Annotated in this window: 18 protein-coding genes and 1 pseudogene; 3 read left to right on the top strand and 16 right to left on the bottom strand. The window is 65.7% G+C overall.

Going from position 1 to position 20,078, the window contains the following annotated elements:
- Positions 1–49: 49 nt before the first annotated feature.
- From EXV95_RS23715 to EXV95_RS23725, 3 genes and pseudogenes are all read right to left on the bottom strand, one after another.
- Positions 50–742, bottom strand: coding sequence for a response regulator transcription factor (locus tag EXV95_RS23715; RefSeq protein WP_176888742.1), 693 nt, complete (start codon positions 740–742; stop codon positions 50–52).
- On the bottom strand, positions 739–2,898 hold the full coding sequence (locus EXV95_RS23720) for a PAS domain S-box protein (RefSeq protein ID WP_176888743.1): 2,160 nt from the start codon (positions 2,896–2,898) through the stop codon (positions 739–741). Before EXV95_RS23720 ends, EXV95_RS23715 begins: the two co-directional genes overlap by 4 nt.
- 257 nt (positions 2,899–3,155) lie before the next feature.
- Positions 3,156–4,214, bottom strand: a pseudogene (locus EXV95_RS23725) (CDP-6-deoxy-delta-3,4-glucoseen reductase); the annotation flags it as partial.
- A gap of 71 nt (positions 4,215–4,285) precedes the next feature.
- Here EXV95_RS23725 and EXV95_RS23730 point away from each other — a divergent pair.
- Positions 4,286–5,242: an SDR family oxidoreductase gene (locus EXV95_RS23730; RefSeq protein WP_176888744.1), complete on the top strand. Its 957-nt coding sequence runs from the start codon at positions 4,286–4,288 to the stop codon at positions 5,240–5,242.
- A gap of 25 nt (positions 5,243–5,267) precedes the next feature.
- Here the strand turns inward: EXV95_RS23730 and EXV95_RS23735 are convergent, their stop codons facing one another.
- The 7 genes from EXV95_RS23735 to EXV95_RS23765 all read right to left on the bottom strand — a co-directional run bounded on the left by EXV95_RS23735 (position 5,268) and on the right by EXV95_RS23765 (position 10,917).
- Complete coding sequence (locus tag EXV95_RS23735; RefSeq protein WP_255484852.1) at positions 5,268–6,005, bottom strand: DUF4124 domain-containing protein; 738 nt, start codon at positions 6,003–6,005, stop codon at positions 5,268–5,270.
- Between the two features lie 159 nt (positions 6,006–6,164).
- Entirely contained in the window at positions 6,165–6,665 is a 501-nt protein-coding gene (locus EXV95_RS23740; protein WP_255484853.1) for a hypothetical protein, read from the bottom strand.
- A 330-nt stretch (positions 6,666–6,995) separates the two neighbouring features.
- The gene (locus EXV95_RS23745) at positions 6,996–7,958 is read right to left on the bottom strand and encodes a chemotaxis protein (RefSeq protein ID WP_176888745.1); all 963 of its coding nucleotides are present in this window, start codon (positions 7,956–7,958) and stop codon (positions 6,996–6,998) included.
- 160 nt (positions 7,959–8,118) lie between these two features.
- A complete protein-coding gene (locus EXV95_RS23750; RefSeq protein ID WP_055395100.1) occupies positions 8,119–8,424 on the bottom strand; it encodes an antibiotic biosynthesis monooxygenase in 306 nt (101 codons plus the stop codon).
- Between the two features lie 106 nt (positions 8,425–8,530).
- The gene (locus tag EXV95_RS23755) at positions 8,531–9,394 is read right to left on the bottom strand and encodes a LysR family transcriptional regulator (RefSeq protein WP_176888746.1); all 864 of its coding nucleotides are present in this window, start codon (positions 9,392–9,394) and stop codon (positions 8,531–8,533) included.
- A 25-nt stretch (positions 9,395–9,419) separates the two neighbouring features.
- On the bottom strand, positions 9,420–9,824 hold the full coding sequence (locus tag EXV95_RS23760) for a hypothetical protein (protein WP_055395103.1): 405 nt from the start codon (positions 9,822–9,824) through the stop codon (positions 9,420–9,422).
- A gap of 190 nt (positions 9,825–10,014) precedes the next feature.
- On the bottom strand, positions 10,015–10,917 hold the full coding sequence (locus tag EXV95_RS23765; RefSeq protein WP_121419288.1) for a LysR family transcriptional regulator: 903 nt from the start codon (positions 10,915–10,917) through the stop codon (positions 10,015–10,017).
- 312 nt (positions 10,918–11,229) lie between these two features.
- On the opposite strand from EXV95_RS23765, the gene EXV95_RS23770 reads away from it, so the two are divergent.
- The gene (locus EXV95_RS23770; protein WP_176888747.1) at positions 11,230–11,871 is read left to right on the top strand and encodes an NAD(P)-dependent oxidoreductase; all 642 of its coding nucleotides are present in this window, start codon (positions 11,230–11,232) and stop codon (positions 11,869–11,871) included.
- 54 nt (positions 11,872–11,925) lie between these two features.
- On the opposite strand, the gene EXV95_RS23775 is transcribed toward EXV95_RS23770, so the two are convergent.
- The 6 genes from EXV95_RS23775 to EXV95_RS23800 all read right to left on the bottom strand — a co-directional run bounded on the left by EXV95_RS23775 (position 11,926) and on the right by EXV95_RS23800 (position 18,889).
- Positions 11,926–12,333, bottom strand: coding sequence for a CPBP family intramembrane glutamic endopeptidase (locus EXV95_RS23775; protein ID WP_176888748.1), 408 nt, complete (start codon positions 12,331–12,333; stop codon positions 11,926–11,928).
- 470 nt (positions 12,334–12,803) lie between these two features.
- Positions 12,804–14,084, bottom strand: coding sequence for a TRAP transporter large permease subunit (locus EXV95_RS23780; RefSeq protein ID WP_176888749.1), 1,281 nt, complete (start codon positions 14,082–14,084; stop codon positions 12,804–12,806).
- Positions 14,085–14,106: 22 nt separating this feature from the next.
- A complete protein-coding gene (locus EXV95_RS23785) occupies positions 14,107–14,682 on the bottom strand; it encodes a TRAP transporter small permease (protein ID WP_176888750.1) in 576 nt (191 codons plus the stop codon).
- Between the two features lie 50 nt (positions 14,683–14,732).
- A complete protein-coding gene (locus EXV95_RS23790; RefSeq protein ID WP_176888751.1) occupies positions 14,733–15,962 on the bottom strand; it encodes a fumarylacetoacetate hydrolase family protein in 1,230 nt (409 codons plus the stop codon).
- A gap of 54 nt (positions 15,963–16,016) precedes the next feature.
- Positions 16,017–17,798: an IlvD/Edd family dehydratase gene (locus EXV95_RS23795; protein WP_176888752.1), complete on the bottom strand. Its 1,782-nt coding sequence runs from the start codon at positions 17,796–17,798 to the stop codon at positions 16,017–16,019.
- A 71-nt stretch (positions 17,799–17,869) separates the two neighbouring features.
- Entirely contained in the window at positions 17,870–18,889 is a 1,020-nt protein-coding gene (locus tag EXV95_RS23800; RefSeq protein ID WP_176888753.1) for a TRAP transporter substrate-binding protein, read from the bottom strand.
- A gap of 154 nt (positions 18,890–19,043) precedes the next feature.
- Between EXV95_RS23800 and EXV95_RS23805 the strand changes: the two genes are divergently transcribed.
- Positions 19,044–20,018: a LysR family transcriptional regulator gene (locus tag EXV95_RS23805; protein ID WP_176888754.1), complete on the top strand. Its 975-nt coding sequence runs from the start codon at positions 19,044–19,046 to the stop codon at positions 20,016–20,018.
- Positions 20,019–20,078: the final 60 nt, after the last annotated feature.

The following is a 20,078-nucleotide window of genomic DNA, read 5'->3' on the forward strand; positions in this document are numbered from 1 at the left end:
TTACGAAAACTGGTGGGCGGCAGCTGTGGAGGGTGCCTGTGGAGGGCTGTCACAGCGTGCGCAACGTGTTTTCTGCCAGCCCCAGATCTTCCACCAGCATGCCCAGCTCGTGCGACGAGCGGATGTCCAGTTTCAGGAAGATGGCAGAGCGGTGCGTGTCTACTGTGCGCGGGTCGATGGGGCGCTCCGGGTCGCGCTGGGCCAGCGCGCGGGCCACCTCCTTGCTGCTGATGCCGGTGGCCAGCAGGCGCGCCACCTCTTGCTGGCGCGGGCTCAGCGTGTTCCAGCGCTCCCGCAGGGTGTTGCGCCGCTGTGCGCGCTGTGCGTCTTCCAGCGACAGGCTTGCGGCCCGGAGCACGGCGGCCAGCAGGGTGTGCTCGTCGCAGGGTTTTTCGAGCCAGTCCACGGCCCCTTGCTTGACGGCGGTGACGGCCGAGGCCAGTTCGCCATGGGCGGACAGGAACACGGTCTTGAGCACGGCATTACGCTCGCGCAGGGCATCGAACACCTGCAGGCCGCTCATGCCGTCCATGCGCAGGTCCAGCAGCACGCAGCCCGGGTGGGCGAGGTCGGCGCGGGCCAGGAACTCAGGGCCGCTGGCAAACGTGCGGGGCGCATGGCCACCGGCCAGCAGCAGGGCGGCCAGGGAGTTGCGCACGCCCTCGTCGTCGTCCACGACGTAGACATTCGCGGGAACTGTGGTGTTGACGGTGACGGGAGTGGTCGGAGGGCTGTCGGTCATGGTGGGGGCAAGAAAATGCGAGGCAGCCGGATTTCAAACACGGCGCCACCACCGTCCCGGTTGCGCGCCAGCAGCTCGCCCCCCATGCTTTCGACAATGGAGCGGCAGATGTTCAGGCCCAGCCCCAGGCCGTCGGAACGGGTGGTGAAGAAGGGCTCGAACAGGCGTTCGGCGATCTCCGGTGGCAGGCCAGGCCCCCGGTCCAGCACTTCGAGGCAGGCAAACCGGGTATCGGCCGTGGTGCGCAGCAATAGTTCGTGCGCCTCGGGCGGCGTGGCATCTGCGCGCATCGCCTGCATGGCCTGCAAGGCGTTGAGACCCAGGTTCAGCACCACCTGTTCGAGCAGCACGCGGTCGGCATTCACGCGCAGCGGGCCGTGGGCCAGGTCCAGCCGCACCGCCACCCCGTGCCGTCGCGCCTCGGCGCGCAGGAGCAGGCCCAGGGACTGGTCCACGGCGGCATTGAGGTCGCAGGGCTCGCGGGCCTCGGGGTGCTGGCGCACCCAGCGGCGGATGCGGCCGACGATGTCGGCGGCGCGCAGGGCCTGGCTGGAGAGTGCGGTGAGGCTGTCGTTCAGCAGCTCGGTTTTGCCCTGCGCCGCCAGTGAGCGCGCTGCGGCGGCGTAGTTGACCAGGGCGGCCAGTGGCTGGTTCAGCTCGTGCGCCAGCGTGGAGGCCATCTCGCCCACGGTGATCACACGCTGCACGCGCTGCAGCTGGGCCTCGCGCTGCTGCTGCTGTTCTTCGGCGCGTTTTTGGGCGGTGATGTCCACCACCGAACTCATCCAGCCGATGTGCTGGCCGTTGCCGTCGATGAGGCGTGCGGTGTAGAACATGGTGTACACGTCGGAGCCATTGCGGTGCCGCAGCCGGTTTTCGTTGCCCTGGGGCGCGGCTTTGCCGGCCAGGGCGGTGTCGCTGTCGTTCCAGTGCCGGTCCAGGTCGTCCGGGTGCCAGTAGGGGTAGGGCGGCAGGCAGCCGATCAGCTCGTCTGCGCTGTAGCCCACCATGTCGCACATGGCGGCGTTCACGTAGACGATGCGGCCTTCGAGGTCGCGCGCGCGCATGCCCACCAGCAGCGAGTCTTCCATCGACTGGCGAAATGCTTGCGCCTGCTGCAGTGCATGGGTGCGCTCCTGGACGCGCTGCTCCAGCTCGATCCGGGCCTGCCGGTTCTCTTGCAGGCGCCGTTCGCGCAGCTGCCAGTACAGGGCACCGAGCACCAGCAGGCCCGACGCCAGGCTCGCCAGTGCCCAGGCCTGTTGGCGCGCCAGGGCGATGGCCTTGCTGTCGGCCGTGAGGGTCAGCGTCCAGCCCAGGTCGGGCAGGCGCTCTTCAAGGGCCAGATAGCGCTTGCCGGTGCCGGGCACGAGGATCTCGGTGCCTGGCTGGCCGTCGCGCTGGAGCGTTTTCCAGGGCACGGGCTGGGGTGTCCAGCGTGCGCCATACTGCTCGTCGAATTGCACCTGCTGCACGTCCTGCTCGGGCAGTGGGCGCGTGGTCTGGTACAGCCAGGGGAGTACCGAGCCGAGGAAGATAATGCCGCGCTCGTCGGTCACGAAGACCGGGTCGCGCAGTTGCGCCCAGGTGTCCACGATGGGCTGCATCCACACCTTCACGGCCACGACGCCGATCACCCGGCCGTTTTCCACCACGGGTGCCGATGCAAAAAGCCCAGGCTCGCCGGTGGTCTTGCCCACGCCGTAGAACCGCCCTGGTTGCCCTTGCAGCGCATCGCGGAAATACGGGCGGTTGCCGTAGTTCTGGTTCACGAAGCTGGTGGGAGTGTCCCAGTTGCTGGAGGCTACCGTGAGCCCGTCGGTGTTCATGACATACAGCGTGTCCGAGCCCGCATTGGCATTGATGGTCTGCAGGTAGGCATTGGCGGCGCTGCGCAGCGGTTGTGCACCGGGGTTGCGCAGCAGCTGGGCAATCAGCGGCTGCTGCGCGGCGGTGAATGGCAGGTAGCTGTAGCGGGTGGCCACGCCGCGCAGGGCCAGGGCCTGCACCTCGCCCGAGCGGCGCAGGTTGTCCCACTGGTTGTCGAGTTCGCTCTGGGTCGCCCATTCTCCCGCGCCCAGCACCAGGAGCACCGCCAGCCCCACCACGGCCGCCATGGGGCCCGTGCCGCGCAGGGCCTGGCGCAGCCGGTTCATCGAAGCGACCCGGGTAGTCGCACTGTGCGCGCGCTCCGCGAACCCACCGCCGCGACGGTGGGCGGGCTGGGTAATGCTGCGCCCCACCGCCGTACGCTGCATGCGTCATTGCACAGAACCTCAAAGGCCCGCCCTTCGCTACCGCCGCCAACGCTTAAAACTGGCAGGACCCAGACCAGTGCACCCGTGGATCTGGCTTCGCCAGTCCACCGGGTGCGTCCCCCCTCGGGGGGGAAGGCGCGCAGCGCCTCAGGGGGGCCATGCTTGTCCGCCTCGGAGGTGAAGGAGTCTGCATAGAACTCTTCTGCGGGCAGGCCGCGCTGTGCACTGTAGGCATCGCGGGCCGAGTCCACCACGATGGGTGCGCCACAGGCATACACCTGGTGGCCTGATAGGTCGGCAAAGTCGTCCATTACCGCCTGGTGCACGAAGCCGGTGCGGCCAGTCCAAGCGTCTTCGGGTATGGCATCGGACACTACGGGCACGTAGGTGAGGTGGGGCATTTCGGCCGCACGCGCCAGCACCCAGTCATGCAGGTACAGGTCGCCCGGCCGGCGGCCGCCCCAATACAGCGCGGTCGGGCGTGTGATGCCCTTGAACTGCATGTGCTCGATCAGCGCCTTGATGGGCGCAAACCCCGTGCCCGAGGCCAGCAGCACGATGGGTTTGTCGGAGTCCTCGCGCAGGAAAAAGCTGCCAAACGGCCCTTCCACCCGCAGGATTTCCTTTTCCTTCATCGCGCCGAACACATGGTCGGTGAACTTGCCGCCCGGCATGTGGCGGATGTGCAGCTCCACGCCCGGCGCTTCAGCCTGCGTGTGGGGCGCGTTGGCCATCGAGTAGGCCCGGCGGGCGCCATCCCGCAGGATGAATTCGATGTACTGGCCTGCGTGGTAGCGGAAGGTATCGGCGGCGGGCAGCTGCAGGCGCACCTGCATCACGTCGTGGGATTTTTTTTCCAGGGTAGATACGCGCACCGGCATCTTCTTGATCGGATACGCGCTTTCGTCAGTGACCTGGCGTGATTCGAGCACCACGTCGGTCAGCGGTTGCGCGCAGCAGGTCAGCACCAGGCCTGCAGCCTCTTCATCGGCCGTGAGTGCCTTGGACTGGTGTTCGCCGTGGTGCACGGTGCCGCTGATCTTCTTGCACTTGCACGACCCACAGGCGCCGTCCTTGCAGCCGTAGGGCAGGCCCACGCCGCTGCGGATGGCGGCGGACAGGATGGCCTCGCCCGCATTGGCACTGAAAGTGCGGCCGCTGGGCTGCACGGTGATCTGGAACGCTGCGGGGGTTGCAGCCTCTGCGCTGGTCATGTGTGGGTATCCTTGGAATCGTCTTCGATCAAACTATCGGCCCAGCAAAAGCCAAGCAAACGGACCCAATTTTGCCTTCAATACAAAGCCCCCTTGGCGCCCTCCCTGCGCGCTTTCGCCGTGAACGCCTCCTGATCGTGGGCTGCGGTGATGTAGGTCAACGCGTCCTGCGTGATCTGCAATCAGGCCCCGGCGCCGCACGCATGCGGGTGATGGCGCTCACGTCCAGCCCCTCGCGGGTCGCGGGGCTGCGCGCCCTGGGAGCCAGGCCCATCGTGGGCAATTTGGACGATGCGCCTTCGCTGCGCAGGCTTGCCGGGCTGGCCACCCGGGTGTTGCACCTGGCGCCCCCTCCGGGCGAAGGGGCCGGAGGAAATGCCTGGTGGCAGGACCCCCGCACCGTGGCCTTGGCCCGCGCGCTGCGGCTGCGAAGCCTGCCGGTGTCCTTTGTGTATGCATCGACGAGTGGGGTGTACGGCGATTGCCAGGGGGCCCTGGTGCCTGAGACGCGGGCCGTGGCTCCCGGCACCCCGCGGGCGCAGCGCCGCGTGAACGCAGAAACTGCGGTACGCCACCTTGGCCGTGCCGGTGTGCGGGCCAGCGTGCTGCGCATTCCGGGTATCTACGCACCTGACCGTGAAGGCGGCACGCCCGAGGCCCGTCTGCGCCGAGGCACGCCGGTACTGGTGGCCGAAGACGATGTGTTTACCAACCACATCCATGCCGATGACCTGGCGCGGGCCTGTATGGCCGCCGTGTGGAAAGGGCGGCCACAGCGCACTTACAACGTGAGCGATTCCACCCACCTGAAGATGGGCGACTACTTTGACCTGGCCGCCGACCTGTACGGCCTGCCGCGCCCCCCGCGTGTGCCCCGCAATGCAGCGCAGGAGCAGTTGTCGCTGATGCTGCTGAGCTTCATGAGCGAGTCACGCCGGCTCGACAACCAGCGCATGGTGCGGGAACTGGGGTTGCAGCTGCGATACCCCAGCGTGGCCGAGGGGCTGAGCGGGCAGCCGCAGCGTTAGGGCCTGCTGCTGCGCGCCCGTGACATCAGCAGGGCGCCTGGCCGCCGTTTGAGCGGCAGACCCCACCGGGCCCGGGAAACCGCCCCGGACCTGTGCGGGGGTAGGTGTTGCCCAGGTTGTCGGTGCAGCGAAAGTCGCCACATTGGGTGAGGCGTGGTGGGGGTTGTGGGGTACCTGCCTGGGGAAACGGATCGGGGTAGAGAGGGCGGTGCCTGGAGGGAGGAACCACCACCACACGCGGCTGGTTGGCACGTGCCTTTTCGACCTCGGCATAGCCCTGGGGGCCCAGGCAGTCGAGGTCCACCTGCCTCTGGGCCGCTTCGAGCCGCAGTTCCTGCTCATAGGTCGAGCGCGACAGGCCTGCTGCCACCATGTCGAAATTGCGCCGCGAACGTGCACATTCCGGGGAGCGGGCGTAGTCCTGAGGTTGTGGGGTTGCGGCAGCGGCCTGCGCAGCGCGTGCCCGGTCTCGCTCGGCGTTGCGGCGGGCCTCGGTCTCTGCGGCGGTGGCCTCGGCCTGCAGCCGCTGCTGCTTGCGCTCCAGCGCCTCAGCGGCCAGTTCGCGTTCCAGTTGGAGTTCTTCCGGTGTTTTGCGCGCTTCCACTTCGCGCGCCGCCGCTCCCCCCGTACAGCCCCCATCGGTATAGGTCACCTTGCCGGTGCGGGTGTCGGTGCATCGCACCACCTGGGCTTCTGCGCCCATGCTCCAAACAAACGCCCCCATGCAAAGCAATGGCGCAATGTGGTCTATTCTCAAGTTCATGACGGCCCGCGTTGACCGGGACGGCGAGTGGCAGCAGTGCCGCCGGGCTGAGCTCGGAGCCTGCACGGCAAAAGGCGCCGAAGCGATAGTTTTGCACAAAACGGGATTGTGTTGCGCATTGCAGCCGATGCTCCTCTCACGCGCAGGTTCCTAGTGTTCTCACGGCTTGTCGGCATTTTCGGACGGCGGGGGCGAACGCCAATCGCGCTGATGGGGCGGGTAGGTGCCAGATGGTGGGCGACGTGTGTAAGCCTCGCGATTGCGGCGGTCGCGCTCAGCCTGCTCGCGCAGGGCCTGATCACGGTCGCGCTGGCGGCGGTCGAGCTCGCGGGCCTGCTGTTCGCGGCGATCACGCTCGCGTTCCCGGGCCTGCCGGTCGCGCTCGGCACGTTCCCGTTCGCGTTCACGTTCTCGCCAGTCGTTGCGGTTGCGGTCTCGCTCCCAGCGGTCGTCCCGGTCACGTCCACCGTAGTAGATAACGGCTGGGGGCGTCGAATACGCGGGGTACACCGGCGGGGCGTTGTTGTAGATGTAACCCGGCTGCTCATAAACACGGTACGGAGTGGGTTCGTAGTACGGGTCACCCTGCACCGTGGCGCAGCCGGTCACCGCGGCGCCCAGGACCGTGGCAGAAATAAGGCGGGCAAGTGTGTTTGTCATGGTGGTCAGACCCTGGCAGGGAGTGGCCGTTCCACCCTGCTCGTAAAGCCCCCGAAAAGCACCCCGGCGGAGTGTTACAAATTTCGGAGGCTGGCGCGTTGAAGCCGCTTTCAATGTAGCGCGTGGCCCCTCGTTTTGGTTGACCTGCCTGCCGATGTGCCGGGTAGGACGGCGCCTATTGTCCCATCCGTCGGGACCGGGCTCTGCCGTGGAGAAACTTCAAAAACAATAGCTATAAACCATTGCCCGATTAGCGGAAGCGGCCAATTTTTTACCAAATATCTGACCGTGGGGGGCGGGGCACCTGCTCTGCGGCAGGCCGCCCTGCCTTTAAGGCTTGGGCAGCACCCGGCGGATGGTTTCGGCCAGGTCTTCCGCCACAAACTTGGCGACGTACCCATCGGCTCCGACGCTGCGCACGTGGTCTTCATTGGCCGAGCCCGACAGCGAGGAGTGAATGACCACGGGCAGCCCATGAAAACGCGCGTCCTGCTTGATGTTGCGTGTCAGGGTAAACCCGTCCATTTCCGGCATTTCCAGGTCGGTCAGCACCATGGCGACGCGGTCCAGCACGCTTTTGCCTTCGGCCTCGGCGCTCTTGGCGATGGCATTGAGGCGGTCCCAGGCTTCCTTGCCCGATTTCACCATTTCATAAGGGGCCTTGAGCACTTTGAGTTCTTGCTCGATGAGCGAGCGCGCCACAAACGAGTCGTCTGCCGCCAGGATGATGGTACCCGGCTTGAGCACCAGCTTGGCTCCAACTTTTTCTTCGGTGACTTCGTGACCGTCCGAGGGCGACACCATCTGCAGGATGGCCTCCACGTCCAGCACCTGGGCCAGGCGGGATTCATCCGTGTTGCCGTCCAGGCGGGCAATGCTGGTGACCAGCTTGCCAGCGGCGCCGCTCGTTTCGGCCGAGAGCACCTGTTTCCAGTCCAGTCGCACGATGTCTTCCACCGACTCGACCGCAAACGCCTGCGTGGTGCGCGCGTATTCGGTCACCAGCATGATGTTCAGGCCCGTCTGGGGCTTGCAGCCCACAATGGACGGCAGGTCCAGCACCGGAATCACCTGCCCGCGCAGGTTGACCACGCCCAGCGAATGGGCTGTGGTGCCCGCGATCGGCGTGATGCTGGGCATGGCCACGATCTCGCGGATCTTGAACACGTTGATGCCAAACAGCTCTGACTTGCCCAGGGCACTGTCGGTGCCCAGGCGAAACAGCAGCAGTTCGAACTTGTTGGTGCTGGTGAGGTTGGTCCGCTCGTCGATATCCTGCTGCACTGCTTTCATGATGGGTCCTTCGCGCAGAAAAGAAGAAGATACGCGCGTTTACAAATTCTAGGATCAGAACGGGGTGCGCAGTGCGCTAAATGTTCAGGCAATACCCGAATAGTGCACTGCCGCATCCTTGCGTGGCAGCGCTGTCACACGTTGGAGCCGGGTTGCGGGCTCAAGCCGGGGCTGGCAGGGCCACCGGCCCAAAGTGCAATACCGTGGGGAAAGGGTCGTAGAAGTGGTGCAGGAGCTGTTTCCAGTCCTGGTACCGGGCCGACTGGCGAAAGCCGATCTCATGGTCTTCCAGGGTGACCCAGCGCACCAGCAGCACGTAGTCCTGCGGGCGCTCCAGACAATGGCCCAGTTCGTGTGATAGGTAACCGGGCATCGAGGCAATGATCTGTTGCGCTTGAGCAAAGGCGTGCTCGAAGGCCGCGTTCTGGCCGGGGCGGATGGTGAGGTGGGCGATTTCGAGAACCATGGTGGGCTTGGGCGTGCTGTGAGCTGGGGAAGTGCCTGTTTCTACCGCAAGACTGCCGGGGTGCCGTATGCAGCATGTTGTTCTGCGCCCACCCACACCGGGACGCTTAGGCAACGCTACTCTGGGGAATTGCAGAGGCCTTCAAACTGTCGGCCAGGCGGCCCAGCAGTGCGAGCATGGGTGCATCCGAGGCATCGCAGGCCAGACCCAGGTGGCGCGAGAACGCCAGGGGGCCATCGAGGGGGCGCGTGACCGAGCGGCGAGCATGCGCCGCGTGGGACTGTGGCACCACCGCCACGCCCAGGCCGCTGTCCACCATGTGCAGCAACAGCTCTTCGCGTGCGGCGCTGGCCTGCACCTCCAGGGCAATGCCGCGCTCGGCCAGCAGGCGGATGAACGACTGGTGCAGCGGGCAGTAGGGCCATTCAAGAAGCGGCACCCCTTGCAGGTCCGCAAGACCGAATTTCTTCTTGAAGCGCAGGGGATGCTGCTCGGGCAACAGCATCACATAGGGCTCGCGCCACAAGGACACAAACGTGTCGCCGGGCGGTTTGCAGTGCTCGGCCACCAGGCGCAGCCGGGCCTCCTGCGCTGTGGCCGTGAGTCGGACCAGCGTGTTGGGCAGGAGGTCGGCAATCTGCGCAAACAGCGGCGCGGCTGGGCCCACCATCAGGTCGTCCTGCAGGAACACGCCCAGCGTTTCGCGGGGCGCATCGCGAAAGTCGCGCACCATGGCGCTGGACTGCGCCAGCAGGCTGCAGGCGCGCGGGTACAGACGGTGGGCGGCGGGGGTGGGCGCCAGACCCTGGCGGCTTCGCTCGAACAGCACGGTGTCCAGCGCGTCCTCCAGCCCCTTGATGGCCATGCTGATGGACGGCTGCGCCACAAAGCAGCGGCGCGCCGCCGTGGTCACGGAGCGTTCTTCGTAGGCCGCGACGAAGTAGCCGAGGGCGCGCAGGTCAAACAGCATGGGGTTTCAGGGGCCGGGGCCACAGTCAAGTAGGGGTGATCGTGGTGACGGTTTCACGAAAGTAGTCGAGCTGGCCGTTTTGCGAGTGGCTCAGGATCCAGGTCAGCGACTCCACTTCGCGCTGTTGTACTCCATAAAAGAAGCGTTGGCTTAGCTGGGTCATCACCCAGTCGTCGCCCAGCGGCTGGCTGTGGGTGTGAACGATTTGGGTGCCTTGCGGAAAGATCTCCGTGCCCAGGCGCTGCAGCACCGTCAGCAGATCGGCCTGGTTGCGCGCGACCTGCCAGCTGGTGTCTGCATCATCGCGGTAGTGGTCGATGCGGAAATCCAGGTCATCGGCAACGCTCCCGAGCAGCGTGGGGACATCGCCTTTCTCAAAAGCGGCCAGCACGCGGTCGATGGGGAAGTTTGTGGTGAGGTTGGTCGTCATGTGCGCTCTCCAGTCGGGGGGGTAAAAGGGCCAGAAGCAGGCCCTTGGGGGGCGACTGTAGGCAGCCGGCGCTGCCTGCACAACGATGGAATTTGTGGGTCTGAACGATAAAAAATGATGGATAAAAAGTGGCAGCGATGTCCCTGCGAAGGAAGGCGCCGAAGGCAGTCACCTACGGACTGATCTCCTCTCATTCCGTGACGCCGGGCAGCTGGCTCAGATAGCGGTGCAGCGCGGCAATGGTCTGGCGCACCTTGGCGGGCTGGGCGTCGCGCTGGGGCGTCATGGCCCAGATGTCCAGGGTGCCAAACGACCAGTCGGGTAACAGCCGCACCAGCCGCCCGGCCTGCAGCGCATCCTGCGAATCCATGCTGCCCACCAGCGCCAGGCCCAGCCCGGCCTCGCACATCTGCTGGATCGAAAGCTGGTTGTTGCTGGCAATGCGCGGCTCCACCCGCAGGGCCCGGGGATCGCCCGTGGGGCTGCGCAGGTCGATCAGCAGGCCGCCGTTTTCGCGCGCAAAGCCCAGCCAGCTGTGCGAGAGCAGTGCGTCCGGGTGCTGTGGCACGCCGTGGGCAGCCACCCAGCCGGGCGCCGCGCACAGGTACCACTGCATGCCTCCCAGGCGCCGTGCTGCCCAGGTGGAGTCCTGCAGGCGCCCGTAGCGCACGGCCAGATCGATGCGGGCATTGATGAGGTCAATGGGCGAATCGTCTACCAGCAGGCGCAGGCGCAGCGCGGGGTGGGCGGCCAGCAGCTCGCCCAGCGCTGGGGCAATGTGGCGTGCAAACCCCACGGTGGCCGACAGCCGCAGCTCGCCACTTGGGGCATCGCGCGACGCGGCCAGCTCGGCCCGCGCCTGGTCGGCTGCGGCACACATGGCGGCGCAGCGCGCGTGGTAGCGCTGGCCTGCCTCGGTCAGCGCCAGCTTGCGCGTGGAGCGGTGAAGCAGTGTCACACCGCCATCGCTTTCCAGCTTGCGCACCTGCTGGCTCACGGCGGAAGTGCTCATGCCCAGGGCGCGGGCGGCGCCGCTCATCGAGCCGTGCTGCACCACGGCGGCAAACACCGCCATGCGTTTGAGGTCTTCCATATCAGGTCTTCTCGTCAATTCCCACTGGGCTGTTGTCCGCCTCAGACCTTGGAACTGGCGCGACCAAGGCCAGTGCCCCCGCGCAAGGGCCGCCAAGCTGCTTGTGCGGCGCTTCGCTTGAGTGCGCAGGGGGCGTCCCCATCCCGCATGGCGCAGCCATGCGAGAGAGGGGGAAGGCGCAAAGCGACTCAGGGGGTGATTCATCCATTGTGAAGTTGAGCTTCAAAGAGAAGGCCAATTTAGCCATCTACCGCCAGCTTTGACAATCTCCTATTCTCACTACATCGCAACTTCGACCCCAAGGACATCGATATGAACATCGCCCTGATTGGCGCCTCCGGCTTTGTTGGCGCTGCCGTGCTGAATGAACTGCTGCAACGCGGCCACCGCGTGACGGTACTGGCCCGCAACCCCGCCAAGCTCGCCGCGCGCGAAGGTCTTACGGTAGTGGCGGCCGACGCGCAAGACGCCGCCCAGGTCGCTAAGGCCGCTGCCGGCCACGATGCTGTGGTCAGCGCCTATAACCCCGGCTGGGAGCACCCCAACATCCACGACGAGTTCCTGAAAGGTACCCGCGCCATCATCGACGGCACCAAAGCGGCTGGCGTGCGCCGCTTTCTGATGGTGGGTGGCGCTGGCAGCCTGTTTGTGGCGCCCGGCGTGCAGCTGGTGGATACGCCCCAGTTCCCCACCGAATGGAAGCAGGGCGCCCTGGCCGCGCGCGAGGCGCTGAACTGGATTCGCACCGAAAACACGCTGGACTGGACCTTCCTCTCGCCGCCCATCCTGCTGCAGCCTGGCGAACGCACGGGCCAATACCGCCTGGGCGACGAAGCGCCGCTGATGAATGGCGAGCAACCCGGCAGCATCAGCGTGGCCGACCTGTCTGTTGCCATCGTGGACGAGCTGGAGACGCCGCGCCACGTGCAAAAGCGCTTTACGGTGGCGAACTGAGTTTTTCTTGTCATCGGGACGATGCAGCGTTTCTCGGGCGCTGCCTTTTTTCTGTCAGACAAAAACAGCCATGTCGATCAGCGTGTGGCCCAGCACCACGGGCCACAGGGTTCTCCAGTACAGGAACCAACGGCACATCACACAATGCGCAAAGAAGGCTGCAATCACGCCGTGCCTGCCGTGCTCCCAGTGCGCCAGCGCGAAGATGGCCGATACCGCGAGTGTGAACAGTAGCTCTGAAGGGCGTTGGCGTGCACTCGAATACCAGAGCCATGGCAGCCCAATGAAAAAGATGCTTTCCACCAGCCCTGCGCTGACCGCTGCGTAGGTCTGCACCGCCGCGCCCGCCAGGCCCCGGGGGGAAAACTGCGCCAGCTGGAAGCTGCCGGGTGACGGTCCGAGCGTCCGCCACGACAGGTTCCGCGCCACCAGAAAAACCAGCCCCGCGGTGACAAACACCATCAGGCTCTGCCATGCAAGGGGCCAAAGGTTCTTTTCTGGCGGTACGAGTCCGTAGTGTTGGGGGCGCAGCGCTGCTTTGTGGGCAAGAAGGCCAAGCAAGACTGCAGGAAGCACTACCCACTGAATCCCGTCAACCGCCCAAAAGAGCAGTGCGCCTCCGCGCCCCAAGATATGCAGGTAAAAGCCGTTGAGTTGCCAGACGGCCAACACCGGTAGCAGGGCCCAGCCCACGAGCACCTGCTGGCGGGTGTTGAGAGTAACCGGCCGTTTCTGTGTTGAGATCAAGCGCCCCTCCGGGATCAAGGTTTTTGGTGATCCCGTTCAGACGTCACGGTAAGCGCTGGCCGAAGCGGGGAAGGCCTATCTTCTCGATAAATAGACGCGCCATTTGTATCGTTCATCTCCCCGGTGTGAAATAGTCCGCGATTGGTCTCCCGCAGCGATTCAGCTGGACTGTCTGTGGAGAGCCTTCATCCCACAAACCACCGCATCGGCACCAGCACGATGGACGGGAACAGCACCATCAGGAACATCATCGCGAACTGCGCGCCCATGAAGGGGAGCACGCCCCGCGTGACTTCGTCCATGCGCATACGTCCCACCCCCGCCACCACGTTTAGCACCGTGCCCACCGGCGGAGTGATCAAGCCGATGGCGTTGTTCATGATGAACAGCACGCCGAAGTAGACAGGGTCGATGCCTGCGGCTTTGACCACCGGCATCAGCATGGGCGCCAGGATCAGGATGGTGGGCGTCATGTCCATGGCGGTGCCCACGGCCATCACCAGCAGCATGATGGCCATCATCAGCAGGATGGGGTTGTCCATGAAGGGCTTCAGCAGCGAAACCAGCTGTCTGGGGATGTCGGCCACGGTGATGAGCCACGCGCTCACCATGGCGGCGGCCACCAGGAACATGATCACGGCCGTCGTTTTGGCAGCGCTCACGAACACGGCGGTCAGCTGGCGCCAGTGCAGCTCGCGGTACACCACCGTGGCCACGAAGAGCGCATAGACGGCAGCCACGGCGGCGGCTTCGGTAGGGGTGAACACGCCCATCTTCAGACCCACGATCACGATCACCGGCAGGAACAGCGCCCAGGTGGATTCCTTCAAGGCCTGCAGCTTCTCTGCGATCGTTGCTCGGGGCGGCGGCAAAATGCTCTCGCGCTGCGATACCCAGTACCAGGCCGCAGCAATGGACAGTCCCATCAGCAGGCCCGGCACGATGCCCGCCAGAAACAGCTTGCTGATCGACACGTTGGCCGCGACGCCAAACACCACAAAACCAATGGAAGGCGGAATCACCGGCGCGATGATGCCCGCCGAGGCAATCAGCCCCCCTGCGCGCGCCTTGTCATGCCCGGCCTTCACCATCATGGGCAGCAGCAACGCGGCCAGCGCAGCGGTGTCTGCCACGGCAGAGCCCGACAGCGCCGCCAGCATGCAGGCCGCGAGGATGGCCACAAAGCCCAGCCCGCCGCGCTTATGGCCCACCAGCGTGAGCGCCAGCTTGACGATGCGCTGCGACAGGCCGCCCGCATTCATGATCTCGCCTGCCAACATAAAAAACGGCACGGCCAGCAGCGGGAACGAGTCCGCGCCGTTGATGACGTTCTGCGCAAGGATCTGCGCGTCAAACAGGTCCAGGTGCCACATCAGCGCCACGCCAGACACCAGCAGCGCGTAGGCAATGGGCACACCAATGGCCATGGCCGCCAGCAGGGAGCCGAGAAAGATGAATACGGTCATGCGAGTGTCTCCGGGGGGGGGCTCAATGGGATGGCGGCTTGCGTGACGGGAACGCCGCGCGGTCCAGCTGCATGTCGGGCAGGTTGGCCACATCCTCCGACCCGGAGGTCTGCACCAGCTGGTCGTCTGGTACCTGCCCCGACAGCAGCCTCCACAGGTTGAGCAACAACAACAGGCCCGACGCCACGGCAAACACCACCCCGGACGCATAGAAGATCGCCACCGATGCGCCGGTTACCGGCGCTTCCACATCCCAGTTGATGCGTGCCTGCGACAGGGCGCCACTGAACAGCAGCCAGGTGCAAAACAGCATGAGCCCGTGGCTGATGACAAGGCACACCCGTTGCGCGATGGGTGGAAGCTTGGTGAGAACCAGGTCGGTGCCCAGGTGGCCGTGTTCCTTCACCGCCACGATGGCGCCCAGGAACGTGATCCATACGAACAGCCAGCGCGACACCTCTTCGCTGACCGCAATGCCCGAGTTGAATGCGTAGCGCAGCACCACGTTGCCGAACACCATCACCACCATCACGGCCAGTGCCAGCGCGATGAGAACGTTGATCCACCGGCAGCACCGGTCTATGAGGGCGTTGAGCATGGGTGTCTCCTTGGTCTTCTTCTGGTGTGCGTGCCGTTGCGGCCTGTGGCTCAAAGCGCTGCGTCGCGCAACAGGCCGCGCTGCGTCAGGTTACTGATAAAGGCGCGCAAACCAAAGCGCCAGGGCGCCGCCGCCTCGCTGTGCGCCACGCGGTTATGCAGGCCACCCAGCCACGCGCTCTGGATGGACACCAGGTCGCCCAGGTGGTGGGTGAAGCCACCGCCCGGCTGGTCGCGGTCTTCAATGGGCGCGAACAGCGTGCCCAGAAACAGCATGAATCCATCCGGGTACTGGTGCGCGGCCAGGGCCTGCGCCACCAGGTCGCTGGGGTCGCGGCTGATGCTGGCCATGGTGTTGATGCCGCGCAGCTCATAGCCATCCACCCCTGCAACGCTCAGGTGCACGGTTTCGCTGCGCACCTTGTCCATCCCGAAGCTCGCGTCGAACAGGCGGATGAACGGGCCTAACGCGCACGAGGCGTTGTTGTCCTTGGCCTTGCCCAGCAGAAGGGCGCTGCGGCCCTCGATGTCCCGCAGGTTCACGTCGTTGCCCAGCGTGGCGCCCACGATCTGGCCCCGGCTATTCACCGCCAGCACCACCTCGGGCTCGGGGTTGTTCCAGGCCGAGTCAGAGCGGATGCCGATGTCGTCCCCGCAGCCGACGGACGCCAGCACCGGCGCCTTGGTGAACACCTCGGCATCGGGGCCAATACCCACCTCCAGGTACTGCGACCACAGGCCTTTCTCTTGCAACAACGTTTTGAGTTCCATGGCCTCGGGCGAACCAGGGCGGATGTCGGCAAGGTTCTCGCCGATCAGCTCGATGACCTGGCTTCGCAAGGCTTGCGCACGGCTGGCGTCGCCCCGGGCCTGTTCTTCGATCACGCGCTCGATCAGGCTGGCGGCAAACGTGACGCCCGCCGCCTTGACCACCTGCAGGTCGCACGGGGCCAGGAGCCAGGGGCGGCTCTTGTCGCGCGTTCCGGGCAGGCTGTTGGTCAGCAGGTCATCCACGCTGCACAGGTACTGGCCGGTGGCTGCACGCACCGCCTCGGCGGGCGCTAGCGTGTCGAGCAGCGTGCTCATGGTGGGGTAGTGCGCGCTGAGGTCAAACACGCCTTCGGGGCGCAGTGCTACCACGGCCGGGCCGGGAACGGCACCATTGGGCACCCACACCCGGCCCACCAGCGTGCCCTGCAGGCCATCGTCGGGAAGCACTTGCAATGCGGTCTGGGGCGCACGGGCCCGTTCGGCAACTGCCGTCGCCGTCATGTTGTTCATGGAGAGTCCTTCGAAAAAATCCGGGGGTGGCGCCGGTGGCCCGCCCGCTCGTTGTCAGTGGTTGTGGCGTGGTGTCTTTTCGGAAATGCGCTGGAATGCCAGCGCGAAGTCGAGCGTCGCGCCATCGGCCAGCTGCCCTGTCTTCTCGCGGTACAGCGCTTCCCAGGGAGACTGGCTCGCGGGCACGGGTGGGTCGGGCAGTTCACGCTTTCGGCGGGCGATTTCCTCGGGCGCGACCAGCGCATCGCAGCGCCCGGTGTTGAGGTCGATGCGGACCGTGTCGCCGCTTTGCAGCCAGGAGAGGCCCCCACCCACGGCGCTCTCGGGCGATGCGTTGAGGATGGAAGGGCTGTCTGCCGTGCCCGACTGGCGCCCGTCGCCCAGCGTGGGCAGGGTGTTGATGCCGCGCTTGATCAGCGCGTCGGGCGGCTGCATGTTGACCACCTCGGCCGAACCCGGCCAGCCGATCGGCCCGGCGCCGCGCATGACCAGGATGCAGCCCTCGTCGATGTCGAGCGCTGGGTCGTTGATGCGTGCGTGGTAGTCGTCCGCGCCTTCAAACACCACGGCACGGGCTTCGAAGATGCCCTCGCGGCCCGGCTGGCTCAGGTAGCGCTCGCGAAACGCGGGCGATATCACCGAGGTTTTCATGATGCCGAAGTCAAACAGGTTGCCGCTGAGCACCAGGAACCCAGCTTTTTCCATCAGTGGCGCGCTGAAGGGGCGAATCACTTCACGGTCGCGCGTTTGTTGCCCCTGCAGGTTGTCGCCGATGGTTTTGCCCGTCACGCTGGCGCAGTCGTTGTGCAGGCGGCCCGCTTGCTGCAGCTCCCACATCAGCGCAGGCACACCGCCCGCGCGAAAGAACCGTTCGCCCAGGAACTGGCCTGCAGGCTGCATGTTCAGCAGCAGGGGCAGGTCGTAGGCGTGGTCGGTCCAGTCCTGGGCCTCCAGTACCACGCCTGCATGGCGCGCCATGGCCATCACGTGCACTTGCGCATTGCTGGAACCGCCGGCCACACTGATGACCGACAGCGCGTTCAAGAAGCTCTCGCGCGTCAGGATGCGCGAGGGTCGCAGGTCTTCATAGGCCATATCGACAATGCGCCGCCCGGTTTCGTAGGCCATCTGGCCGCGTTCGCGATACGGTGCAGGAATGGCCGCGCAGCCGGGCAGAGACAAACCCAGGGCTTCTGCCACCGCGTTCATGGTGGATGCCGTACCCATGGTGTTGCAGTGGCCCGCCGACGGTGCGCTGCTGCAGGCGCGCTGCAGAAACTCTTCTTCGTCGATCTCGCCCGCTGCCAGCTGGCGCCGGCTGCGCCAGATCACGGTGCCCGAGCCCACCAGCTGCCCTTCGTGCCAGCCGTCCAGCATCGGCCCGCCCGAGAGCACGATGGCCGGGATGTCCACCGTGGACGCGGCCATGACGCCAGCAGGCGTGGTCTTGTCGCAGCCCGTGGTCAGCACCACCGCGTCGATGGGGTAGCCGTACAGGATCTCCACCAGCCCCAGATAGGCCAGGTTGCGGTCCAGTGCGGCCGTGGGCCGGCGGCAGTTTTCAAAGATGGGGTGAACAGGGAACTCCATCGGAATGCCGCCCGCATCGCGGATGCCGTCGCGCACGCGGCGCGCCAGGTCCAGGTGGATGCGGTTGCAGGGCGACAGGTCGCTGCCCGTCTGCGCGATGCCGATGATGGGCCGGCCCGAGCGCAGTTCCTCGGGCGTGAGCCCGTAGTTCATGAAGCGTTCGAGGTACATCGCGGTCATGTCCGAGCGCTCGGGGGCGGCAAACCAGTCGCGGGAGCGGAAGGGGCGGCGGGGTGTTTTGGTCATGGGGTCGGGACGTCGCAAAAGGAGGGGCGGGGGCGCAGCTGCAACCAGCTGCGCCCCGGGAGGCGAATCGCTTACTTCCCGCCCCGCGCCTTCGCCAGCTCGCCCATCATTTCGCTGGTGGTCTCTTCACCAAACTCCTTGCCGTACTTGGCCAGCACGGGCTGCAGCTTGGTGCGCAGCTTGGCCTGCTCGGCGGCGGGCAGCTCGGTGATCTGCATGCCGGCCTTCTTCAGCTCGCCCAGGGCGGTCTCGCTGAAGGCACGGATGGTCTTGCGTTCGAACAGCGTGGCCTCGCGCGCGGCCTCCTGCACGATCTTCTTCTCGTCGGCCGAAAGGCCGTCCCAGGTCTTCTTGGAGATGAGCAGCACCCACGCGCTGTACATGTGGCGCGACAGCACCAGGTGCTTTTGCACCTCATAGAACTTGCTGGCCAGGATGGTGGCAGGCGGGTTCTCCTGGCCGTCGACGGCCTTTTGTTCCATGGCCGTGTACAGCTCGGTGAACGGCATGGGCGTGGCGTTGGTGCCCAGCGCGTTGAAAGTGTCGAGGAACAAGGGGCTCTGGATCACGCGCAGCTTCAGGCCTGCCAGATCGTCGGCCGTGTTGATAGGTCGGCGCGAGTTGGTCACGTGGCGGAAACCGTTCTCCCAGAAACCCAGGCCGATCAGGCCCTTGTCGGGCAGCATGGCCAGCAGCTTCTGGCCGAAGGGGCCGTCGAGCAGGGCATCGGCTTCGGCCTCGGTGTTGAAGGTGAGCGGCAGGTTCAGCACGCCAAAGGGCTTGATCAGCGACATCAGCGTGGACGAATCGGGAATCGTCATCTCCAGCGTGCCGCCGCGCAGGGCCGAGGTCATGCTGACATCGTTGCCCAGCGCACCGCTGGCGAACAGCTTGGCGTTCATCTTGCCGCCGCTCTTGGCCTGCAGGCGCTCGGCAAAGTGGCGCACGGCCTGGGCCTGCGGGTGGTCGTCGCTCAGGCCGATGCCGACCTTGAAGGTGTGTTCCTTGACTTGTGCTGCGACGGGGGCGGCGAGGGCGGCCAGCAGCGTGGTAGCAAATGCCAAGGATTTAGCGAGGGAATTGAAATGCATGGTGTCTTGTCTCCGTTGGAATGGCGGGACCCCGCTGGCGAGGCCGTCGGCGAATGCAGCTTTTTGGCAAGCCGTCATGAACGCAAGGCGAAGGTTAGGTTTCGCGCCCCTGCGGGTCCACTGAATGTTTTGCGACAATCCATTCCAAACGCTTATGAGTCCAGACGAATTTCCGGGTAAACCCTTGTCTTTGGCGCAGGCCTGTGCGCGGCTGCGCTTTCGGCATTTGCAGTTTCTCGACATCCTGGGCCGCACGCGCAACCTGCGGCTGACAGCCGAGCAGATGCACGTCACGCAGCCTGCGGCGACCAAGATCCTCATGGACATCGAGGAGATCCTGGAGGCGCGCTTGTTCGACCGCCTTTCGCGCGGCATGCGGCCCAACGAGCTGGGGCTTTTTACGCTGCGCTACGCCAGCGCAGCGCTCGATGGGCAGCGCAAGTTTGTGGACGAGTTCAACGCCCTCAAGCAGGGCGGCCACGGCCATGTGACGGTGGGCGCCATCACCGGCTCGGCCGCGCATGTGCTGGTGGCGTCGGTGGTGGAGATCCAGCGGCTGCGGCCCCTCTTGGTCATCAAGATCCTGGAGCAGAGCAGCGACCAGCTCATCGCCTGGCTGGCCGAGCGCAAGATCGACCTGATGATCGGCCGCTTCACCACCGAGGACCAGCGCAGCCAGTTCCACTACGAGCACCTGTCCGCCGAGCCGCTCCATGTGGTGGGTGGGCAGCACCACCCGCTGCGCGGCGCCACCGACCTGTCGCTCACCGAGCTGGCCCACTGGCCGTGGATTCTGTACCCCGCCTCCACGGCCGTGCGCAAGGTGTCGGACGACCTCTTCGGCGGCGCCGGCCTGGCGCTCACGGCGGGGGTGGTGGAGACGCCGTCCTTCCTGTTTGCGCTGGAGCTGATGAACACCACCCACATGATGTCGCTGCAGCCTGCCGCGCTGATCCAGAAATACGTGGACCGGGGCCTGCTCTCGCGCATCCCCGTCGAGCTGCCCGACCGCATGCCCAGCTATGGCCTCATCACCCGGCTGGGCGAGCCGCCCACCCCTTCGGCACAGGCCTTTATCGATGTGCTGCGCGAGGCGGCGGGCGTGGCGCCGGACGCTTTTGGGGAGTGACCAGGCCTGCGCTATGCACGGCCTTTTTCGATAACCAATGGTTATTGGAAATTAGGGCGG

This window comes from Acidovorax sp. JMULE5, assembly GCF_013376875.1.
In the GTDB taxonomy this organism is placed as follows: domain Bacteria; phylum Pseudomonadota; class Gammaproteobacteria; order Burkholderiales; family Burkholderiaceae_C; genus Acidovorax; species Acidovorax facilis.

Excerpts from the sequence above, each read along its gene's own strand:
- EXV95_RS23715 (WP_176888742.1), bottom strand. The coding sequence starts at position 742 with ATGACCGACAGCCCTCCGACCACTCCCGTCACCGTCAACACCACAGTT.
- EXV95_RS23720 (WP_176888743.1), bottom strand. The coding sequence starts at position 2,898 with ATGAACCGGCTGCGCCAGGCCCTGCGCGGCACGGGCCCCATGGCGGCC.
- EXV95_RS23735 (WP_255484852.1), bottom strand. The coding sequence starts at position 6,005 with ATGAACTTGAGAATAGACCACATTGCGCCATTGCTTTGCATGGGGGCG.
- EXV95_RS23740 (WP_255484853.1), bottom strand. The coding sequence starts at position 6,665 with ATGACAAACACACTTGCCCGCCTTATTTCTGCCACGGTCCTGGGCGCC.
- EXV95_RS23745 (WP_176888745.1), bottom strand. The coding sequence starts at position 7,958 with ATGAAAGCAGTGCAGCAGGATATCGACGAGCGGACCAACCTCACCAGC.
- EXV95_RS23750 (WP_055395100.1), bottom strand. The coding sequence starts at position 8,424 with ATGGTTCTCGAAATCGCCCACCTCACCATCCGCCCCGGCCAGAACGCG.
- EXV95_RS23755 (WP_176888746.1), bottom strand. The coding sequence starts at position 9,394 with ATGCTGTTTGACCTGCGCGCCCTCGGCTACTTCGTCGCGGCCTACGAA.
- EXV95_RS23760 (WP_055395103.1), bottom strand. The coding sequence starts at position 9,824 with ATGACGACCAACCTCACCACAAACTTCCCCATCGACCGCGTGCTGGCC.
- EXV95_RS23765 (WP_121419288.1), bottom strand. The coding sequence starts at position 10,917 with ATGGAAGACCTCAAACGCATGGCGGTGTTTGCCGCCGTGGTGCAGCAC.
- EXV95_RS23770 (WP_176888747.1), top strand. The coding sequence starts at position 11,230 with ATGAACATCGCCCTGATTGGCGCCTCCGGCTTTGTTGGCGCTGCCGTG.
- EXV95_RS23775 (WP_176888748.1), bottom strand. The coding sequence starts at position 12,333 with ATGGTGTTTGTCACCGCGGGGCTGGTTTTTCTGGTGGCGCGGAACCTG.
- EXV95_RS23780 (WP_176888749.1), bottom strand. The coding sequence starts at position 14,084 with ATGACCGTATTCATCTTTCTCGGCTCCCTGCTGGCGGCCATGGCCATT.
- EXV95_RS23785 (WP_176888750.1), bottom strand. The coding sequence starts at position 14,682 with ATGCTCAACGCCCTCATAGACCGGTGCTGCCGGTGGATCAACGTTCTC.
- EXV95_RS23790 (WP_176888751.1), bottom strand. The coding sequence starts at position 15,962 with ATGAACAACATGACGGCGACGGCAGTTGCCGAACGGGCCCGTGCGCCC.
- EXV95_RS23795 (WP_176888752.1), bottom strand. The coding sequence starts at position 17,798 with ATGACCAAAACACCCCGCCGCCCCTTCCGCTCCCGCGACTGGTTTGCC.
- EXV95_RS23800 (WP_176888753.1), bottom strand. The coding sequence starts at position 18,889 with ATGCATTTCAATTCCCTCGCTAAATCCTTGGCATTTGCTACCACGCTG.
- EXV95_RS23805 (WP_176888754.1), top strand. The coding sequence starts at position 19,044 with ATGAGTCCAGACGAATTTCCGGGTAAACCCTTGTCTTTGGCGCAGGCC.